This window comes from Aureimonas sp. D3 (assembly GCF_001463805.1).
Taxonomy (GTDB): Bacteria; Pseudomonadota; Alphaproteobacteria; order Rhizobiales; family Rhizobiaceae; genus Aureimonas; species Aureimonas ureilytica_A.
The window spans coordinates 25514-46063 of record NZ_BBWM01000014.1; the positions used below are offsets into that span (position 1 = coordinate 25514).

Sequence of the window (20550 nt, forward strand, 5' to 3'; positions counted from 1 at the left end):
GGCCGCGGATCGCGCCTGACCTAACTGGGGCGCGCAGGGACAAGGGCAGGACCGAACGAAGGATTTTTTCCGCTCGGCTGCCAGCCCTTGCCCATGGGACCGGATCAGCCGGCCGCCGCCAGGGCCTGCGGCTCGGGGGCTGCCTGCGGCTCGTTGGCGGCGTTGGACTGGCGGCCCATGTCCTCCGCCTCCTTGGACAGGCCCTCGCCCGTCGAAGCGCTGTTGCCGACGCGGCTATGCACGAGGTCATGGATGAAGCCGAGCTTGCTGATGACGGTCGGCGACAGCACGAAGGGATAGAGGTCGGGCAGGCCCATGGCGCGGTTCATGGAGTTCAGCGCCTGGCTCAGCGCCAGCCAGGCGTCGGCGATCTCCTCCATGGTCGTATTCGGATCGTAGACCTTCACGTCCAGGTCCGTCGTCAGAATGCCGTCGCGGTCCAGCCGGGGCTGGATGGCGATGCCGTAGGAGCCGCCGACCTCCAGCGTGTCGATGATGTGGAGATAGTGCGCCCAGGTCTCGGCGAAGTCCTCCCAGGCGTGCGAGCCGGCATAGGCGGAGACGTATTCCTCCTGCCAGTTGAGCTTCGGCCCGTTGTTGTAGTGGTTCTGAAGCGCCTGCCCGTAATCCTCGCGGTCGTCGCCGAACACGGCGCGGCAGGCGTCCAGAAGATTCCCGTCGCGCACGAGAATGTCCCAGTACCAATGGCCGACTTCGTGGCGGAAATGGCCGAGCAGGGTACGGTAGGGCTCGCCCATGGCGGTGCGGCGCTGCTCGCGCTCGGCATCGTCGGCCTCGGCCAGCGCCACCGTGATGATGCCCTCGTCATGCCCGGTCATCACCTTCTGTCCCGTCGCCGGATCGTCGGCCAGGAACTTGAAGCCGAGACCCTCGGGATGCTCGTCGCGCGTATAGAGCGGCAGGTTCAGGCGCAGCAGCGTGTAGAAGAGACGATGCTTGGCCGCTTCCATCTTGGCCCAGAGCGCCTGATTGTCGGGGTTCGAGAGATCGGGGACCATGAGATTGTGCCGGTCGGCCACGCACATCCGCTCGCCGGAGTCGGCCGGCACGAGCCAGTTGCAGACGCCGTATTGGTAATTGTCGCAGTAGCGCCAGTGAGAGCCGTCGCTGCCGCGACCGACCGAAAGCCAGCCGTCATCGGCCGCTTCCAGCGCCAGGACGCGGTTGGAGCGTGGCTCGTAGCCGAGCGCATGACCGCAGCGCTCGCAAACCACGTTGTTGAAGAAGACGACCTGATCGCAGGACGGGCAAGAAAAGAGCTTCATGAGGAGCGTTCCTGGGCGGCCGGGAGGGGCGCGGATTCGCCGGCTCAACTCCAGTATGTGACTCCGGTTCCGCAGCGCACCTGATTTCGAACACAATTTCCATCAAACGCCGCGCTTTGTGCGCCGCGAAGGTTTCCAGCAGGCCCCTTGAATGCCTATGCTGGCGCGTCGACCGTTCATGCGCAAGGGATCAGATGCCAATCCTCGCTGCCCTCCGCCACCTGACGCATTACCGCTATGATCGCCCGGTCACTCTGGGTCCTCAAAGTATCCGGCTGCGCCCCGCGCCTCATTCGCGCACGCGCACCCCGGCCTATGCGCTGCGCATCGAACCCGCGAACCATTTCGTCAACTGGCAGCAGGACCCGTTCGGCAACTGGCTGGCACGTGTCGTCTTCCCCGAGAAGGTGCGCGAGTTCCGCATCGAGGTCGATCTCCTCGCCGACATGACGGTGTATAATCCGTTCGACTTCTTCATCGAGCCCTGGGCGGAGGAATTCCCCTTTGCCTATGGCGACGATCTCGCCGTCGATCTGAAGCCCTATCTGGCGCTCGAACCGGCCGGGCCGAAGCTTCAGAGCTTCCTCGAAACGGTGGATCGCACGCCGCGCCGCACGGTGGATTTCCTGGTCGATCTGAACCGGCTGGTCGAGCAGCGCGTCGATTATCTCATCCGCATGGAGCCGGGCGTGCAGACGCCCGAGGAAACGCTGGAAAAGGCCTCGGGCTCCTGCCGAGACTCCTCTTGGCTGCTGGTCAACACGCTGCGCCATCTCGGCCTCGCCGCGCGCTTCGTGTCGGGCTACCTGATCCAGTTGAAACCCGATCGCGTGGCCATCGACGGGCCGGCCGGCACGGCGGTCGACTTCTGCGATCTCCATGCCTGGGTCGAGGTCTATGTGCCGGGCGCGGGCTGGATCGGCTTCGACCCGACCTCGGGCCTGATGACCGGCGAGAGCCACGTGCCGCTGGCGGCCACCCCCCATTATCGTTCCGCCGCGCCGATCGCCGGCGGGGTGGATTTCGCAGAGACCGAATTCGACTTCGCCATGGAGGTGACGCGCGTTTCCGAAGCGCCGCGCGTGTCCAAGCCCTTCTCGGACGAAAGCTGGGAGGCGCTGGACGCCTTGGGCCTGAAGGTCGATGGCGACCTTCAGGCGATGGATGTGCGCCTCACTATGGGCGGCGAGCCGACCTTCGTCTCGATCGACGATTTCGAAGGCGCGGAGTGGAACGCCGACGCGACCGGCCCCCGCAAGCGGGGCCTCGCCGACGGGCTCCTGCGCCGGCTCCAGACGCGCTTTGCGCAAGGCGGCTTCCTGCACCACGGGCAGGGCAAGTGGTATCCCGGCGAATCCCTGCCGCGCTGGACCTATTCCCTCTATTGGCGCAAGGACGGGCAGCCGATCTGGCGCAACCCCGCCCTTTTCGCGCCGGAAGAGGGGGCGCCGCCGGCCGTGGCCGACGATGCACGCGCACTGCTGGAGGGCGTCGCCGCGCGGCTGGGTGTCGAGCCCGGCAACGCTTTGCCCGCTTATGAAGACCCGTCCTACTGGCTGGTGCGCGAGGCGCAGCTGCCCGAGAACGTCTCGCCGGACAATTCCAAGCTCGAAAACCCGGAAGAGCGCGCGCGCCTTGCCCGCGTCTTCGACCGGGGGCTGAACAATCCGGTCGGCTATGTCATGCCGGTTCAGGCGTGGCAGGCGCTCCCCGCGCGCTGGATGTCGGAGCGCTGGTCGACCCGGCGCGGCAAGCTCTTCCTCGTGCCGGGCGACTCCGCGCTCGGCTATCGCCTGCCGCTGGCCTCCCTCCCCTATCTCTCGCCCGCCCGCTATCCCTACACGCATCCGGCCGACCCGATGCAGCGCCTGCCCGAACTGCCCGAGCGCGAAATCCTGGGTCAGGTGCAGAAGCGCATTTCGCAGGCGGACCCGGCTCCCGCCTGGTCGCCCCCCGAGCCCGGCCCGGAAGCCGAGATCGGCGGCTATGTGCGCACCGCGCTCGCCATCGAGCCGCGCGACGGCATCCTGCATGTGTTCATGCCGCCGCTGGAATCGGCCGTGGCCTATCTCGACCTTCTCGCCGCCGTGGAAGACGAGGCGGAGGCGCTCGGCCTTTTCGTGCGCATCGAAGGCTATGCCCCGCCCTTCGACCCGCGCCTGAACGTCATGCGCGTCGCGCCGGACCCCGGCGTGATTGAGGTGAACGTGCATCCCGCCGCCTCCTGGGGCGAGGCGGTCGCGATCACGCAAGGCGTCTATGAGGACGCGCGCCAGTCTCGGCTCGGCACCGACAAGTTCATGGTGGACGGGCGTCATGCCGGCACCGGCGGCGGCAACCACGTCGTGATCGGCGGGGCGACGCCGCTCGACAGCCCCTTCCTGCGCCGGCCCGACCTTCTGAAGTCGCTGGTGCTCTACTGGCAGCGCCATCCTTCGCTGTCCTACCTCTTCTCCGGCCTCTTCGTCGGACCGACCAGCCAGGCCCCGCGCATCGACGAGGCGCGCCATGACGGGCTCTACGAACTGGAAATCGCGATGGCGCAGGTGCCCTCGCCCGGCGAAGGGCTGGCCCCGCCGCCCTGGCTGGTGGATCGCCTGTTCCGCAACCTCCTCGTGGACGTGACGGGCAACACGCATCGCTCGGAAATCTGCATCGACAAGCTTTATTCGCCCGATGGGCCGACGGGCCGCCTCGGCCTCGTGGAGTTCCGCGGCTTCGAGATGCCGCCAGACGCGCGCATGAGCTTGGCCCAGCAGCTTCTGATCCGCGCGTTGATCGCCAAGTTCTGGCGCGAGCCGCAGTCGGGGCGCTTTGCCCGCTGGGGCACGCAGCTTCACGACCGCTTCATGCTGCCGGCGCTGATCTGGGAGGATTTCCTCTCGGTTCTCGCCGATCTCGACCGCTCGGGCTATCCCGTCCGGCCGGAATGGTTCGAGGCGCAGTGGGAGTTCCGCTTCCCCTTCTGCGGCGAGGTCCGCCACGAGGGCGTGCGGCTGGAACTGCGTCAGGCGCTGGAGCCCTGGCATGTCATGGGCGAAACGGGCGCCATCGGCGGCACGGTGCGCTTCGTGGATTCCTCGGTGGAGCGGCTTCAGGTCCGGGCCGAGGGCTACGACCCCGCGCGCCATATCGTCACCTGCAACGGGCGGCCGGTGCCGCTCGGGCCGACGCAGACGGTCGGCCAGTTCGTCGGCGGCGTGCGCTTCAAGGCGTGGCAGCCGGCGTCCGGCCTGCACCCGACCATCCCCGTCCATGCGCCTCTGACCTTCGATATCTACGATCGCTGGTCGGGCCGCTCGCTCGGCGGCTGCGTCTATCATGTCGCCCATCCCGGCGGGCGCTCCTACGACACGTTCCCCATCAACGCCAACGAGGCGGAGTCGCGCCGCCTCGCTCGGTTCGAAGCCATTGGCCACACGCCGGGGGCCTTCCAGCCGCCTCAGGAAATCCCCGATCCGAGCTTCCCCCATACGCTCGATCTCAGACGACCGGCCTTCCTTGCTGTCTGACCTTGCCAAGCCCAAGCCGGCCAGCGTTCTGCGCCGCTACGACGAAATGCGCGCGGAGGACGGCTCGGTGCGTCCGCATTATCGCGCCCTCCTGAACGCGCTCGACGGTCTGAGCGAGGCCGAGCGCGAGGGGCGATTTCGCACCGCGCGCCAATATCTGAGCGAGGCCGGCGTCTTCTATCGCGTCGGCGCGGAAAGCCGCGAGCGCTTGTGGCCGATCGCCTTTCCGCCTGTCGTGATCGAGGCGGAGGAATGGCGGCGGCTGGAAGCGGGCCTGCGCCAGCGCGCGCTCTATCTCGAAACGCTCCTGGCCGATCTCTACGGCGAGCGGCGCATGGTGCGCGAGGGCCATCTGCCGGGCGTTTTGCTGGCCAGCAATCCCGAGTTCCTGCGCCCGCTGGCCGATCAGGGCCGCGCCGGTCGGCCGCTCATTCGCTTCATCGCCATCGATCTCGGCCGCGCGCCCAACGGGCGATGGCATGTCATCAAGGACCGCACGCAGGCTCCTTCGGGCTCGGGCTTCGCGCTGGAAAACCGCGTCGCCACCTCCCGCGCCTTTCCCGATCTGGCGCGCGCGCTGCATGTGCGCCGCCTCGCCGGCTTCTTCGGGCGCTTTCGCGAAACGTTGAACGATCTCAACGGCACGGAAGGCGCGCGGGTCGGCCTCCTGACGCCCGGCCCCCTCAACGAGACCTATTTCGAGCATTCCTACCTTGCCCGCTATCTCGGCTTTCACCTTCTGGAAGGCGGCGATCTCGTGGTGCGTGGCGACGAGGCCAAGATCCGCACCGTCGATGGGCTTCGCTCCGTGCGTGTTCTCTGGCGCCGTCTCGACGCCGACTATGCCGATCCGCTGGAGCTTCACGCCCAGTCGCGCATCGGCACGCCCGGCCTGGTCCGCGCCATCCGCGCGGGCAAGCTGGACCTCGTCAACGCGCTCGGCTCCGGCCTTCTGGAAACACCCGCTTTCGCGCCCTTCGAAAACGCCATGGCCGAGGCGCTGATCGGCGAGCGGCTGCAGCTTCCCTCCGTCGAAACCCGCTGGCTGGGCGATCCCTTGTGGAAGGATTTCGCCCAGGACCTGCCCCCCGGCTGGCGGCTCGCCGAAGCCCTGCCCGCGCCGTCCGGCCCGCACAAGTCGCTTGATGAGTCCACGCTGGTTGAGCGCGCTCGCGGCGGCGATGCCGATATCGTGGCGACGCGCTCCCTGCCGCTGTCCACCGCGCCCGTGTTCGGGGATGCGGGGCTGGAAAGCCGGCCGATCACGCTGCGTGTCTTTCTGGCGCGCGGCGAGGACGGGTGGGACGTCATGCCCGGTGGCTTCGCACGCGCCGCGCATGAGGAAGACGGCAGCGCGCTGGCGATCGCGTCGGGCGGTCGCTCGCTCGATGTCTGGGTTGCGGGCGACCCGGACGAGCGGCCCGTGACGCTGCTCGGCGCGCGGGGCGAGAGCTATCAACGCCGCCTGCCGGGCTCGCTTCCCGCCCGCGCGGCCGACAACCTCTTCTGGCTCGGCCGCTATGTCGAGCGGCTGGAGGTCGCCTTTCGCCATTGGCGCGCCGCGATCGCGCGCGCGGAGGCCGGCGAAGACCCGGCGCCCGTGGATGAGGCGCGCATCTCGCTCCTGCGGATTTCGGGCGTCGGCTTCGGCGGCGCCGATCCGATCCATGGCTTGAGAGACCATGCCGACAGCGCCTTCCAGCTGGCCTCGCGCATTCGCGACCGCTTCTCCCCCGACGCCTGGCGCGCTTTGGCCGAGATCGCCGATCTGACGGGCGAGGCGCTGCATCAGCCCTCGGACGAGCGCGACGACACGCTTCTGGCCGGGCGGGTGCTGACGCGGCTCGCCGGCTTTGCCGGCCTCGTTCACGAGAACATGTACCAGTTCATCGGCTGGCGCTTCCTCGAATGCGGTCGGCGGCTGGAGCGCCTGTCGCAGACGGCGGGGGCGGCGAGCGCCTTTCTGGCGGCGGGTGGCGACGGCGTGTTCGAGGCGCTTCTGGAATTCACCGATAGCCGCATGACCTATCGCCGGCGCTTCTCGGTGGAGCTCGGGCCGGACACGGTGCTCGACCTCGCCCTGCTCGACCCGCTCAACCCGCGCTCGCTGACCTTTCAGGCGCGCACGCTCGAAACCGTGATGGCCGATCTGCCGGGAAATCACGCAGGCGAAAGCCTCGACCCCGCCTCGCGCCGGCTGGCGCGACTGCTCGTGCGCCTGCGCACCGCCGAGCCGCGCGAGGTCACGCCCGCCTTTCTGAGCCGCGTCGCGCGGGACGGTTTCGAGATTTCCGACCTTCTCTCCCAGCGCTACTTCGCCTTGGCGCCGCGCGGCGCGGTCGAGCGTCAGGACACGGAATAGACCGGGCATGAGCCGCTACGACATCCGCCTTTCGATCGGCTACACCTATCCCGGCTTCGTCCGCGACGCCCGGCATATCCTGCGCATCGCGCCGCTGAAAGCCAGCGGGCAGCGTGTCGAGCGCTTCACGCTCGACATCAAACCGACCCCGCGCGAAACGGCATCCGAGCGGGATTTTTTCGGCAATCGGACCGATCATGTCCTGATCGACGAACCGCACGAGACACTCTCGGTCGAAATGCGCGCGCGGGTTCGTGTCGACCGCCCGCTTCCGGCGCTGGGGCAAACCCTGCATGTCGAGACGATCCGCGCCCTGGCCCGGGCCTCGCGCGACAGCGAGGGTGAAAGCCCGCTGCACTTTCTGGGCGCAGGCCGGCTCGTCGCTCCCTCGCCGGCGGTCGCCGCCTATTGCGCCGAAGGGCTGGAGCCCGATCAGCCGATCGGCGAGGCCATGCTGGCGCTGGCGCGGCGCATTCGGAGCGAGTTTCGCTTCGAGGCGGGTGTCACCACGATTTCCACGGGCGTCGAGGAAACCTTCACCGCCCGGCGCGGCGTCTGCCAGGATTTCTCGCATCTGATGATCGCGGGCCTGCGTGGGCTCGGCCTTCCGGCGGCCTATGCCAGCGGCTTCCTGCGCACCGAGCCGCCGCCGGGCCAGCCGCGCCTCGAAGGGGCGGACGCCATGCACGCCTGGGTAGAGGTCTGGGCCGGGCCGCAAATGGGCTGGATCGGCTTCGATCCGACCAATGGGTGTTTTGCAGGCGAGGATCACGTGCTCGTGGCGCGCGGGCGCGACTATTCCGATGTTGCGCCGATCGACGGCGTGTTGATCACGTCCGGGCCGCAGCGCCACCATCATGCGGTGGACATGATCCCGATCGGTGAAGCGGTACGAAGCTAGGCCATTCGCCGAATTTTCCAGACCCAGCCACACATCTCGTTTAAATCTTCTGATTCTTGTAAGGTATCCTTTCCAGGCAGACGCCTAATCTCAGGCACCGAAGGAGAGATGTGGGACACATGTATATCGACCTGTCCACCATCTATGCGTTCATGTTCGCCTCGCTCGCCGTGTCGGGCGCTCTGACCTTCTGGGAGCGTCGGTTTCATCCGCTGCGCAAGGACGTTCTGGCGGAATGGGCACTGGCCTATGCCGCCTTCACCCTCGGTTGCGCCCTTCTGATCTTCGCGATCATCCCGACCCCCTATCAACGGGCTCCGGCTTTCCTGCTCAATCTGTTCGGTTATGTGGCGCTGCTCGATGGCGTTCTGCGTTTGAACGGGCGGGCTTTGCCGCTCCGCCTGCGCTGGGCCAGCCTGCCCTTCGCCGGCCTCTGCTTCGCGCTGTTCCCCTATTTGAGCTACGAGACCTGGAGCCTGCTCTGCTCGGCCGCGATCGCTCCCATCTGCGGGGCAGCGACCGTCACGCTGCTGCGCGGTTGCTCGTTCTCAGCGCTTCGCTCGCGCAAGCCCGCCGTTCTGGTGTTCGGCTTCCATGCCATCTTCTACGCCGCGCGGGTCACGCTCTTCCTTGCCAGCGGGCTGATGGGCGAAAGCCTGGCATCCTTTCCCGAATTCTTCACCGCGCTCGCCAAGATCACCATGTTCGAGGGCGTGCTTTTTGCCATCGCCGCTCCCATGCTGCTTTTGTCGCTGGTGCGCGAGGAGGGCGAGGCACGCATTCTCGAAGCATCGAACACCGACTATCTCACCGGCCTGCCCAACCGACGCGCGCTGTTCGATCGCTCCGTGCGCCGCATTCAGGAAGCGCGCTCGGATGGCGCGAGCGTCTCCGTCATGGTGTTCGATCTCGACCATTTCAAACTGATCAACGACACGCATGGCCATCAGACCGGGGACGACGTGCTGAAGCTTTTTGCCGGCATTCTGGACAGCGAGTTGCGCTCCAGCGATCTGGCGGCCCGGTTCGGCGGCGAGGAATTCGTGGTTCTTCTGACCGGACAGACGCGCGAGGAAACGCGCGAACTCGCCCAGCGCGTTGCGCGTGCCTTCGCCGTCGAAGCCGCGCGTTTCGATGGCTTGGCCATCAATGCGACGGTCAGCGTGGGGCTGGTGCATTGCGCCCATGCCGATCGTGGCTTCGAGACGCTTCTGGCCGAAGCGGACGCGGCGCTCTACCGCGCCAAGGCGCTCGGCCGAAACCGCGTCGAGCAGGCGCCGGGGCTGGCCGCCGTCGCCTGATCTTGAAGGGAGACCGGACCGCCCGTGGGGAGCGATCCGGTGCGTCAGGTTCAGGCCTTGGCGAGATCGCTGCTCGCCAGGCCTTCGCTTTCCACCAGAGCCTCAGCCTCCTGACGGGCACGCGGGGGCGCGAGCACGATGGTGGAGAGCGGCGGCAGGCTGAGCGACAGCGAGAAGGGCCGGCCGTTGCAATGGACCTCCTCGGCCTCGCGCCCGCCCATATTGCCGACATTCGAGCCGCCATAGATCTCAGCGTCGGTGTTCATGACCTCTTCCCAGAAGCCACCATGGGGCACGCCGACGCGGTAGCCATGGTGGACATTGGGCGTGAAGTTGCAGACCACCAGCGCCGGACGGCCTTCGCGGTCCTTGCGCAGAAAAGCCAGAACCGACTGCTCGACATTGGACGTGTCCACCCACTCGAAGCCATGCGGGTCGCAGTCGTTTTCATGCAGCGCCGGCAAGCCGCGATAAAGCGTGTTGAGGTCGCGCACGAGGCGCAGGACGCCCCGATGCTCGCCATGGTCGAGCAGGTGCCAGTCGAGCGACTGGTCGTGGTTCCACTCCGCCGACTGGCCGAACTCGCCGCCCATGAAGAGCAGCTTCTTGCCGGGATGGGTCCACATGAACCCGTAATAGGCGCGCAGATTGGCGAATTTCTGCCACCAGTCGCCCGGCATCTTCCCGAGAATGGAGCCCTTTCCATAGACCACTTCGTCATGGCTGAGCGGCAGGACGAAGTTCTCGGAATAGGCATAGACCATTCCGAAGGTCATATGGTGCATGTGGTATTTGCGGTTGATCGGGTCTTCCTGCATGAAATGCAGCGTGTCGTGCATCCAGCCCATGTTCCACTTGAAGTGGAAGCCGAGGCCGCCGGCATAGGTCGGGCGTGACACATTGGGGAAGGAGGTGGATTCCTCCGCATGGGTCGTGGCGTTCGGGAATTGCCCACCGACCTGCTCGTTCGTCTCCTTCAGGAAGGCCATGGCCTCCAGATTCTCGCGCCCGCCATAGATATTGGGCTCCCATTCGCCATGGCTGCGCGAATAGTCGAGATAGAGCATGGAGGCGACGGCATCGACGCGAAGCCCGTCGATATGAAAGCGGTCGAGCCAGTAGAGCCCGTTGGAGACGAGATAGTTCTTCACCTCCGTCCGACCGTAGTCGTAGATCAGCGTGTTCCAGTCCTTGTGAAAGCCACGGCGCGGATCGGCGTGTTCATAAAGCGCCGTGCCGTCGAAGCGGCCGAGCCCGTGAATGTCGGTCGGAAAATGGCCGGGCACCCAGTCGAGCAGAACGCCGATATCGGCCTGATGGAAGGCGTCCACCAACCGCGCGAAGCCGGCCGGGTCGCCATATCGGGCGGTCGGCGCATAGAGGCCGATCGGCTGATAGCCCCAGGAACCGTAGAACGGGTGCTCGGACACGGGCAGGAACTCGACATGGGTGAAGCCCATATCCTTGACATAGGCGACCAGCTCGCGCGCCAGCGCGTCGTAGTCGAGGAAGGAATTGTGGTCGCCGCGCTTCCACGAACCCAGATGCACCTCGTAGATCGAGACGGGCTTGTCGGCGGACTGCCAGTCGCTCCACTTGGAGCGGAAGGCGTCGTCCTTCCATTCGTGCTCCACCAGCCCATCCACGACGGAGGCGGTGGAGGGCGCGAGTTCCTGGCGGAAGCCGACCGGATCGGCCTTCAGCGGCAGAACCTCGCCATGCCCGCCGATCAACTCGTATTTATAGACCTCGCCGCGCCCGAGGCCGGGAACGAAGATTTCGAACACGCCCGCATCGACGCGCTTGCGCATGACATGGCGCCGCCCGTCCCAGGCGTTGAAATTGCCGACCACCGACACGCGGCGGGCATCGGGCGCCCAGACCGCGAAGGCCACGCCCTTCACCCCGTCCATCTCGGTCGGATGCGCGCCGAGCTTTTCATAAAGGCGATAATGCCGCCCCTCGCGCATTAGATAGGTGTCGAGATCGCCGAGGATCGGGCCGAAGCGGTAGGTGTCCTCTTCCTCCCACGAGCTGTCGCCATGCCAGAAGCGGAAGAGATGGTCGTCGAACGCCTGCGACACGAGGCCGGAGAACAGGCCGTCCACCTCGCCGCGCTCCAATTCGGCCAGAACCTGGCCTTGGCGGTCGATGACCGCGGCGCGCTCGGCCCCGGGGCGGAAGACCCGCACCACGGCGCTGCCATCGCCCGTGCGATGGGGGCCGAGAACGGCGAAGGGGTTTTCGTGACGGCCCTGCGCCAGCGCGCGCGCCTCGTCCCCATGCAGGCCGTAATCGATGCCGGAACCGGCGGAAAGAGACTCGCTCATCAAAGGACCTGTCGTTTCTGGAGAAGGGAGACGATCCCGCGCAGCGGAATCGAAAGCCAGGCGGGGCGCATCGCCGCCTCGTAGCGCAGTTCGTAGAAGGCTTTCTGCAGAAGGAAGAGATCGAGAAGCCTGGCGTTCCCCTCGTCGGAGAGATCGACGCCGCTGGCCTCTTCCCAGGCTGAAAGAAACGCCGCCGAGGTTTCGTCGCGCCAGCGCTCGGCCTCCCCCTTGGCGCGCTCGGCCAGCGCCGGATCGTCGCTGCGGATCGCATCCAGCGCGGCGAAGGCGGCATAATCGTAGGAGCGCAGCATCCCCGCGACATCGCGCAAGGGCGAGGTCTTGGCGCGGCGCTCGGGCAAGGTGCGGCCCGGCTCGCCCTCGAAATCGAGGATCACGATATCCTCGCCCCGCACCAGAAGCTGGCCGAGATGATAGTCGCCGTGAATGCGCGTGCGTCGCCCGGCGGGCTCCAGCTGCTTGAAGCTCTCGAACCAAGCGGCAATCTCGGCTTCGCGGGCGCTCAGGGCCGCGATGTCGGCGCTGACATCCGCGCCCCCTTGAACGCTGCGCAGAACTGAGATCGCGCCCGACCCCTCGTGTTTGGCCTCATCCACGATGCGCGCCAGCGAGACGCGGTCGAGCGGCTCGGGGTCGAAGGCGGATTGGCCGGTTTCCGTCCCGAGTGCCGCGTGCATCTCGCCCGTACGACGGCCGATCGTGCGGCCGGGGTCGAACGTTTGAGCGCCGGCCTTCGTCCCCTCCCCGGCCCGCAAGCGCTCGGCCAAGGCGCCGGTGACGCTGGCCCAGGCGTCTTCGGCCTCGGTGATACGCTCGAACAGGGCCGCGACGGCGGCGTGGCTGCCATCGGGCCGCGCCAGTTCCAGCGAGCCGAGCAGCGCGGGCGCGGCGGGAAAGCCGGTGTTCTCGGTCAGGAACTCCGTCACCTCCAGTTCAGGCTGTTCGCCATCGCGCAGGAGACGGTAGAATTTCAGGATCGCGACGCGGCCGATGCCGATCGACGTGTTGGACTGCTCGCCCGACAGAGGCTTGATCTCGGCGGCTTCGACGGCAGCGGCCGCTTCCAGACGGTCGGCCTTGGCGCTGGATGCCTTGGCGAGAAGCGCCGTGCCGCCTGCCTCGATCCGCCCGCCCTGCGCGATCAGACTGACGATGGCGCGGCAGAAGGCGGGGTCGCGCGTCGCGTCGATCAATTGCCGGTCGCCCGCGAGCGTGCCGATCAGCTTGGGCTCGATGCCCTCGCCGCGCGGGCGCAGCGCCAGCGGCAGGAAATAATGCTGCTCGCCTTCGCCGGTCTGGATCACGGCCTCGCCGGCCAAGGCTCCGTCCGCGCCCTCGACCGCGCCGGCCGGGACGAAGCGAGTGCCGCTCAATCGCTCGGACTTGGCGGCGAACCAGCGCTGATGGCCCAGAAAGCGCGCCAGCGCCGAGCTGAGCTCCGGGCCGGACGCGAGATCGGGCAGCGAGGCATCGGCGAAGGCCGGAAGAGCGTCGGGCGAAATGTCCCCGGCCTTGGGAGAGGCGGTGTCGGTCATGCGCATCCATCGTCGTCTGCGGTCGGCCGGGCCGGACCGTGGAAGAAACAAGACAGGAGAAGCGAAGCGGGCTCGAAGCCCGCCCTCTCTCCCGTCAGACGGATAGACGGAAAATGGCGTAGGGAAGTTCCGCCGGCTCGAACCACCAATGCTGAACCTTGCCGGACCAGACGAACTGGCGGTCGTTCACGAGGTCCTCGACCTTGACCGTGCCATTGTCGGGCAGGCCGAATTCCCAGAGCGGCACTTCGAAATGGCCGCCCTGCGGCTGATGCGGGTCGAGCGTCACCATGACGAGGATGAAAGAGGAGAGATCGGCCGTCCGCTTGCCGTAGTAAAGAACGTTGTCGTTCCAGAACTGGTAGAATTCCAGATTGCGGAAATCCCGCAGCGCCGGCTCGGACTGGCGCAGCCGGTTGAGAAGCGCGAGATCGTCCCGGATATGGCCCTCACGCTTCCAGTCGAAGGCGCGGATCTCGTATTTCTCCGAGTCCTTATATTCTTCCTTGCCGGTCACGAGAGGCTCGTATTCGCAAAGCTCGAAGCCGGAATAGACGCCGTAATTGCCCGCCAGCGTCGCGGCCAGCGCGGCGCGGATGCGAAAGCCCGGCCGCCCGCTCGTATGGAGGAAGAGCGGGTTGATATCGGGCGTGTTCACGAAGAAGTTCGGCCGCATGTATTCGGCGCATTCTTCCTTCGTCAGTTCGGTCAGATACTCGCGCAGCTCCCATTTCAGGTTGCGCCAGGTGAAATAGGAATAGCTCTGGTTATAGCCGACCTTGGCGAGGCGCTTCATGAGTTTGGGCCGGGTGAAGGCCTCCGCCAGGAAGATCACGCCGGGGTCCACCGCGCGCACCTCCGCGATCATCCATTCCCAGAAGGGGAAGGGCTTGGTGTGCGGATTGTCGACGCGGAAGATACGAACGCCCTTGTCCAGCCAGAACAGGACGATGTCGCGCAGTTCGACCCAGAGCGAAGGGATCGCGTCCGGCCCGTAGAAGTCGACATTGACGATGTCCTGATATTTCTTGGGCGGATTCTCCGCATATTTGATCGAGCCATCGGGCCGCCAGTCGAACCAGCCCTTGTGCTGCTTGATCCAGGGATGGTCGGGCGAGCATTGGATGGCGAAGTCGAGCGCGAGCTCCAGCCCATGATCGGCCGCGCGCGTCACGAGGCGCTGGAAATCGGCGAAGGAGCCGAGCTCCGGATGGATGTCGTTGTGGCCACCCTCATGCGAACCGATCGCATAGGGGCTGCCCGGCTCGCCTTCTTTGGCCGTGACGCTGTTGTTCTTGCCCTTGCGGTTGGACTTGCCGATCGGATGGATCGGCGGGAAATAGAGAACGTCGAAGCCCATCTCCCGGATATCGGGGAGGCGCGCGATCACGTCGTCGAACGTGCCGTGGCGCTTCGGATCGCCCGACTGCGAGCGCGGCATCAACTCGTACCAGGCCGAGAAGCCGGCGGCCTCGCGATCCACCCAGACGGGTACTTGGACGGGATAGCGCGAGAGATTGGCGCGCACGCCGCAGCGGCGCAGAAGCTCGATCGTCTCCGCGTCGGTGAAGACGGCATAAAGCGCCGCCTCGTCCTTCAGCTTGCGGAACTTCTCGACGCGGGCGCGCAGGGCCTTCAGCGCCTTGGCATCTTCACGCGAGCCACGGCCGGATTCGGCGGCCTGTTCGAGGATCGCCTCGCCCTCGCGCAGCTCCAGCGCGATATCGACGCCAGCGTCCCGCTTCTTCTTGGTGTCGCTCGCCCAGGTGCCGAACACGTCGCGCCAGGCGATGATGGAATAGCGATAGGGGCCGGGGGTCGCAAGGCGCACCGTCGCGCCCCATCGGTCGTTGCCGATGAAGACGAAGGGCGTTTCCAGCCCTTCCACTTCGCCGCCATGCGTCACCAGCGCGGCCGCGATGATCTCGTGCCCGTCTGAGAAGATGTCGGCCGTCACGGTCAGCGGCTCGTTTTCCATCCGCTTCACGGCGAAGCGGCCGCCATCGATCAGGGGCTCGACACCCTCGATCACGACGCGGCTGGCAGCCAAATCCTTCAAGAGCGCGATCGAAGCCTCGCGGCTGGCGATGGAGGATGCGGAGCGCTTCTTGGGCTTGGCCGCGACGGGTTCCGGGAGAGCCATGGACGAACCTTCTTTGCCGTTGCAGGGCGGGGAAGCCAGTGCGGGAGGATGGCCCCGCTTCCTGCCAAAGGAATAGGGGCCAAACCCGATTCATCCAGAGAGGCGGCGGGGTTTCTCTCCCGCTGCCGGACTTATTCCGCTGGGCTGGAAACGACCTGACGCTGTTCGCCCAGATGCGCGTTGCCGAGCGTGACGATATCGCCGGCCTTGAGGAACACGGGAGGCTTCATGCCCGCGCCGACGCCCGCCGGGGTGCCCGTGGTAATGACGTCGCCCGGCTCCAGCGCCAAAAACTCCGACGTGTAGGAGACGATGGTGGCGAAGTCGAAGATCATGTCGGCCGTGGTGCCGGTCTGCATCCGCTGGCCGTTCACGTCGAGCCAGAGTTCCAGCGCGGCCGGGTTCTCGATCTCGTCCCGCGTCACCAGCCAAGGGCCGAGCGGGCCGAAGCCGGGCGCGCTCTTGCCCTTCAGCCATTGGCCGCCGCGCTCCTTCTGCCAGGTGCGCTCGGACACATCGTTGCACAGGCAGAAGCCGGCGACGTAATCCAGCGCCTCGTCCTTGGAGACCTGATAGCAGCGCTCGCCGATGACGATGGCGACCTCGACCTCCCAGTCGACCTTGGTGGCGCCGTTCGGGATGGCGAAGCCGTCGCGCGGCCCGGCGATGCAGGAGACCGCCTTGTTGAACAGAAGCGGCTCGCTCGGTGTCTCGGAGCCGGTCTCGGCGGCGTGTTCGGCATAGTTGCGGCCGACGGCGATGAAGTTTCGGATGCCCGCGACGGGTGGGCCGAGGCGATGGCTCGGATCGGCCTTGGGCAGGCTCTTGGGGTCCAGCGCGCGCAGCTTCTCCAGCCCATGCCGGGAGAGAACCGCGCCGCCGATATCGTCGATCTCGCCCGACAGGTCACGAATGCGGTTTTCCTCGTCGATCAGCCCCGGCTTCTCGGCCCCCGGCTCTCCGAAACGCACCAGTCTCATGCCCGTCCTCCTGCCCCGCGCCGGTTTCTCCGGCCGGCTCGTTCTGATAGCGGCGCCCGCTCAAGGCAAAGCGCCGCAGGCGCTATCTAGCGCAATCGCGCCAGGGTTTAAGCAGCCAACCCGCCATGGGCCAGCGGCGGCGGCTCGGCTAGGCCCCGCGCGTGCAGCCGGCGGCCGGCCGCATAGGTCGCGACCACGGCACGCTCGTCTCCGAGCACGGTCAGCGCGAAGAGTTCTTCTTCCAGCGTCTCCACCCGCTCCATACGCTGGCGCAACGCGGCCGTGGCGCGCGCGTCGAGGATCGTCAAATCCGCCTCGAAGCCCGGCGCGACCTGCCCGATGCGGTCGCCGAAGCCGATCGCATCGGCATTGCCTGATGTCATCATGTAGAAGGCGGCATGGCCGGGCAGACGCTGGCCGCGCAGGGCCAGAACCTTGTAGCCCTCGCCGGCCGTCTGCAGCATGGAATAGGACGTGCCGCCGCCGATATCGGTGGCGAGACCCATGCGCAGGTTTGCAGCCAAAGCGCCGTCCCGATCGAAGAGACCGGAGCCCAGAAACAGGTTCGAGGTCGGGCAGAACACGGCCGTCGCCTGATGCTCGGCCAGCGCCCTGCGCTCGCGCTCCGACAGGTGGATGCAATGGCCGAACAGGGCGCGGCGGCGCACGAGGCCGTAGCGCTCGTAGACCGCCGTATAGTCCTCCGCCCAAGGGAAAAGCTCGCGCACGAAATCGATCTCGCCAAGATTCTCGGAGAGATGCGTCTGGATCGCAAGATCGGGATGGTCCTTCGCCAGAGCGCCGGCCACCTCCAGCTGCGCCTCGGTGGAGGTCGGCGCGAAGCGCGGTGTGATGGCGACTTCCAGCCGCCCCGCCCCGTGCCAGCGCTGGACGAGCGCCAACGTCTCGTCATGGGCGCGCTCGGGCGTGTCGGTGAGTTCGGGCGGCGCGTTGCGGTCCATCATGACCTTGCCGCCGATCATGCGCAGGCCCAGCCGCGCGCTCTCGGAAAAGAAGCTCTCCGCCGATTGCGGATGCGAGGTGCAGAACGCGACCGCCGTGGTCGTCCCGTTGCGCAGGAGTTCGCGCAGCAGGAACTGCGCCGCCGCGTCCGCCACCGCTGGGTCGCCATAGCGCGACTCCTCGGGGAACGTGTACTTGGCGAGCCATTCCATCAGTTCCGTGCCGTAGGAGGCGATAACCTGCGTCTGCGGCATGTGGAGATGCGGGTCGATGAAGCCGGCGGTCAGCAGAAACGGGCGATAGTCCGTCACGGGCTGGTCGGGGCCGAGCCCGTCGAGAAGCTCGCTCGCCTCGCCCACGGCCTGGATGAGGCCGTCGCGAATGACGACGAGCCCGTCTTCGATGAAGCGCGCCACCGGCGTCTCGCCCGGCTGAAGATGCTGCACGTCATAGGACAGAACGCGCGCGCGAAGGGCGAGCGTACCGCCCGCTGGAATCGTGATGTCGGTCATATCTGGGAGACTAAACTCTGTGAGTGCGCCGAGATAGGCTCAAGGCCGATAAAGGCCGCTGCTGGTTTCCAGCCAGCGGGCCAGCGCCAGACGCTCCGAAGGCTCCATACCGGTAATATTGCCCGGCGGCATGGCGTGAGAGCGCACGGCCTGACGCTCGATCAAGGAGGCGTTCAGGACGATGTCGCGGCCGTTTTCCAAGAGCACGCCCTTGGGTGCGTGGCCCATGCCCGGCCAGAGCGGCTTGCGCGCGTGGCACATGGAACAGCGCGACTGGACGATGCCCTCGGCCTCCTGAAACAGAGGCGAGCGGGCGAGCGCGAGTTGCGGATCGGCCTGGAAGTCGAGGCTGGCACTGGACGTGGACGAGGCCTCGCCCGTGGATGAGGCGCGCCAACCCGGCGCGCCCGATAGAGCCATGACGAGAACGAAGAGCACGCCCGCCACAGCCCAGCACCACCAGAGATGCTGCCCGGTCTTGTGCTTGGTGTTGAAGAAGTGGCGCACGACCGCGCCGATCAGGAGCACCAGCCCGGCGATAGCCCAGTTCCATTCCGTCGCGAAGGCGAGCGGATAATGGTTGGACAGCATCAGGAAGATGACCGGCAGGGTCAGGTAGTTGTTGTGGAGCGAGCGCTGCTTGGCCGCCGCTCCGAGGCGCGGGTCGGGCGAGCGCCCGGCCTTGAGGTCCGCCACCACGATCTTCTGGTTGGGGATGATGAGCATGGCGACATTGGCGGTCATGATCGTCGCGATCATGGCGCCCGTGTGCAGCATGGCCCCGCGCCCCGAAAAGAGCTGGCTGAACACGAAGCTCGCCGCCACGACATAGACGAAGACGATGCCGAGCAGCACCGAGTCGTTCTTGCCGAGCGGCGACTTGCAGATCCGGTCATAGACGACCCAGCCAAGCGCCAGCCCGGCGACGCCGATGAGCACTGCGGCCCAGGCCGGAAGATCGGCCTTGGCGGGATCGATCAGATAAAGATCGGCGCCGAGATAGTAAACGAGGAAGAGCAGCGCCGCGCCCGACAGCCAAGTCGCGTAGCTCTCCCATTTGAACCAGGTCAGGTCCTCCGGCATGTGCGGCGGGGCGACCATGTATTTCTGGATATGGTAGAAGCCGCCGCCATGGACCTGCCAAGCCTCGCCGCCGACGCCCACCATGGGCGCGCCATGCGGCTTTCGAAGGCCCAGATCGAGCGCGATGAAATAGAAGGACGATCCGATCCAGGCGATCGCGGTGACGACGTGCACCCAACGCACGCCAAATTGCAGCCATTCGGAAAGATAAGTCCACATGGGATGACCCCCGAGACGCCGCCCCCTTGTCGCGGAACGCCTCAAAATGAATCCGATGTGCCTTTGCGGGCCCCTCGCCGTTCAGGAGACGGTGGGAGGAGCCAGGCGTTTGGGAAAGGGCGCGTAACGCCCTTTCGGAACTCGTCGCTCGCTCGGCCGGCCTCCCGTTATAGGGCGCCGACCGGAGGGTCGTGATGGCGAGTCAGCCAGCGTGGAGTCGCGAGACCCGAAGCGGAGCGGACTTTGTGTCCGCGAGCATCGGAAGCGCAGCGAACCGCGCTGGATGACCGCCAGCGCGAGCCGTCTTAGTTACGCACGCCTTGGACGTACCAGTCCATCTTGAGCAAGTCCGCATCCGGGATGACCTGACCCGCCGGGATCTTGTCGGCGCCCGACTGGTCCTTGATCGGGCCGGTGAAGACCTCGTAGGTGCCGGCCTTGGTCTCGTCCACGATCTTCTGCGCGGCGGCCTTCACGTTGTCCGGCATCTTGGAGTTGAAGGGGGCCATCTCGACCTCGCCTTCCTTCATGCCGAGCCAGACGTCCTGCGTCTTCCAGGTGCCATCGGCCACCGCGTTGACGCGGCTGACATAATAGGGCCCCCAATTGTCGACGATCGCGGTCATGTGTGCGTTCGGGGCGAACTTGGTCATGTCCCAAGCCTGGCCGAAGGCGATGGCGCCGCGCTTCTCGGCTTCCTGCAAGGGGCCGGGCGAGTCGGTGTGCTGGGTGATGACATCCGCGCCCTGATCGAGCAGCGCGCCGGCGGCCTGCGCTTCCTTGGCCGGGTCGTACCAGGAGTTCACCCAGACGACCTGCGTCTCGAAATTCGGGTTCACCTTGCGCGCCGCCAGCGTGAAGGCGTTGATGCCCATCACGACTTCCGGGATCGGGAAGGAAGCGACATAGCCGGCCTTGCCGGTTTTCGACATCATGCCGGCGATGGTGCCGAGCACGGCGCGGCCCTGGTAGAATTTGGAATTGTAGGCCGCCATGTTCGGCGCGGTCTGATAGCCCGTCGCGTGCTCGAACTTCACCTTCGGGAACTGCTTGGCGACCTTCAGCGTCGGATTCATGAAGCCGAAGGAAGTCGAGAAGATGATGTCGTTGCCGTCCTGCGCGAGCTTGCGGATGACGCGCTCGGCGTCCGGCCCTTCGGCGACGTTCTCGACGAAGGTCGTCTGCACCTTATCACCCAGCTTCTCGGCCAGATATTTGCGACCCTGGTCATGGGCGAAGGAATAGCCGAAATCGCCGACCGGGCCGACATAGACGAAGGCGGCCTTCACCGGGCGATCCTTCACCTGCGCGAAGGCCGGAGCGCCGATCGCGAGCGTGGCGGCGAGAGCGGCGCCTCCCAGAAGAACCTGACGGCGGTTGAGAAGGATCATCGAGAACTCCTTGA

12 protein-coding genes are annotated in these 20550 nt (G+C 66.5%); 4 read left to right on the forward strand and 8 right to left on the reverse strand.

Annotation, left to right across the window (positions count from 1 at the left end; all coding sequences use genetic code 11):
* Window positions 1-104 precede the first annotated feature (104 nt).
* Complete coding sequence (locus tag AUL36_RS04420) at window positions 105-1286, reverse strand: zinc-binding metallopeptidase family protein (protein ID WP_062218450.1); 1182 nt, start codon at window positions 1284-1286, stop codon at window positions 105-107.
* 194 nt (window positions 1287-1480) lie between these two features.
* On the opposite strand from AUL36_RS04420, the gene AUL36_RS04425 reads away from it, so the two are divergent.
* The 4 genes from AUL36_RS04425 to AUL36_RS04440 all read left to right on the forward strand — a co-directional run bounded on the left by AUL36_RS04425 (window position 1481) and on the right by AUL36_RS04440 (window position 9362).
* Entirely contained in the window at window positions 1481-4798 is a 3318-nt protein-coding gene (locus tag AUL36_RS04425) for a transglutaminase family protein (RefSeq protein WP_062218452.1), read from the forward strand.
* Entirely contained in the window at window positions 4788-7160 is a 2373-nt protein-coding gene (locus tag AUL36_RS04430) for a circularly permuted type 2 ATP-grasp protein (protein ID WP_244497026.1), read from the forward strand. The genes AUL36_RS04425 and AUL36_RS04430 overlap by 11 nt, the downstream gene beginning before the upstream one ends.
* Before the next feature lie 7 nt (window positions 7161-7167).
* Complete coding sequence (locus AUL36_RS04435) at window positions 7168-8061, forward strand: transglutaminase family protein (protein ID WP_062218454.1); 894 nt, start codon at window positions 7168-7170, stop codon at window positions 8059-8061.
* Window positions 8062-8180: 119 nt separating this feature from the next.
* On the forward strand, window positions 8181-9362 hold the full coding sequence (locus AUL36_RS04440; RefSeq protein WP_062218456.1) for a GGDEF domain-containing protein: 1182 nt from the start codon (window positions 8181-8183) through the stop codon (window positions 9360-9362).
* Between the two features lie 50 nt (window positions 9363-9412).
* On the opposite strand, the gene glgB is transcribed toward AUL36_RS04440, so the two are convergent.
* The 7 genes from glgB to AUL36_RS04475 form a co-directional block, all read right to left on the reverse strand.
* Window positions 9413-11692 (reverse strand): 1,4-alpha-glucan branching protein GlgB, encoded by a 2280-nt coding sequence (gene glgB / locus AUL36_RS04445; RefSeq protein ID WP_062218458.1) that lies wholly within the window; start codon window positions 11690-11692, stop codon window positions 9413-9415.
* The gene (locus AUL36_RS04450) at window positions 11692-13245 is read right to left on the reverse strand and encodes a maltokinase N-terminal cap-like domain-containing protein (RefSeq protein ID WP_062218460.1); all 1554 of its coding nucleotides are present in this window, start codon (window positions 13243-13245) and stop codon (window positions 11692-11694) included. The genes glgB and AUL36_RS04450 overlap by 1 nt, the downstream gene beginning before the upstream one ends.
* A 94-nt stretch (window positions 13246-13339) precedes the next feature.
* Window positions 13340-15388: an alpha-1,4-glucan--maltose-1-phosphate maltosyltransferase gene (locus tag AUL36_RS04455; RefSeq protein WP_082655553.1), complete on the reverse strand. Its 2049-nt coding sequence runs from the start codon at window positions 15386-15388 to the stop codon at window positions 13340-13342.
* Between the two features lie 131 nt (window positions 15389-15519).
* A complete protein-coding gene (locus AUL36_RS04460; RefSeq protein WP_062218462.1) occupies window positions 15520-16368 on the reverse strand; it encodes a fumarylacetoacetate hydrolase family protein in 849 nt (282 codons plus the stop codon).
* Between the two features lie 107 nt (window positions 16369-16475).
* The gene (gene guaD / locus AUL36_RS04465) at window positions 16476-17843 is read right to left on the reverse strand and encodes a guanine deaminase (RefSeq protein ID WP_062218464.1); all 1368 of its coding nucleotides are present in this window, start codon (window positions 17841-17843) and stop codon (window positions 16476-16478) included.
* Window positions 17844-17882: 39 nt separating this feature from the next.
* Window positions 17883-19145 (reverse strand): urate hydroxylase PuuD, encoded by a 1263-nt coding sequence (locus AUL36_RS04470; RefSeq protein ID WP_062218466.1) that lies wholly within the window; start codon window positions 19143-19145, stop codon window positions 17883-17885.
* A gap of 305 nt (window positions 19146-19450) precedes the next feature.
* Entirely contained in the window at window positions 19451-20536 is a 1086-nt protein-coding gene (locus tag AUL36_RS04475) for a BMP family ABC transporter substrate-binding protein (protein ID WP_062218468.1), read from the reverse strand.
* Window positions 20537-20550 lie beyond the last annotated feature (14 nt).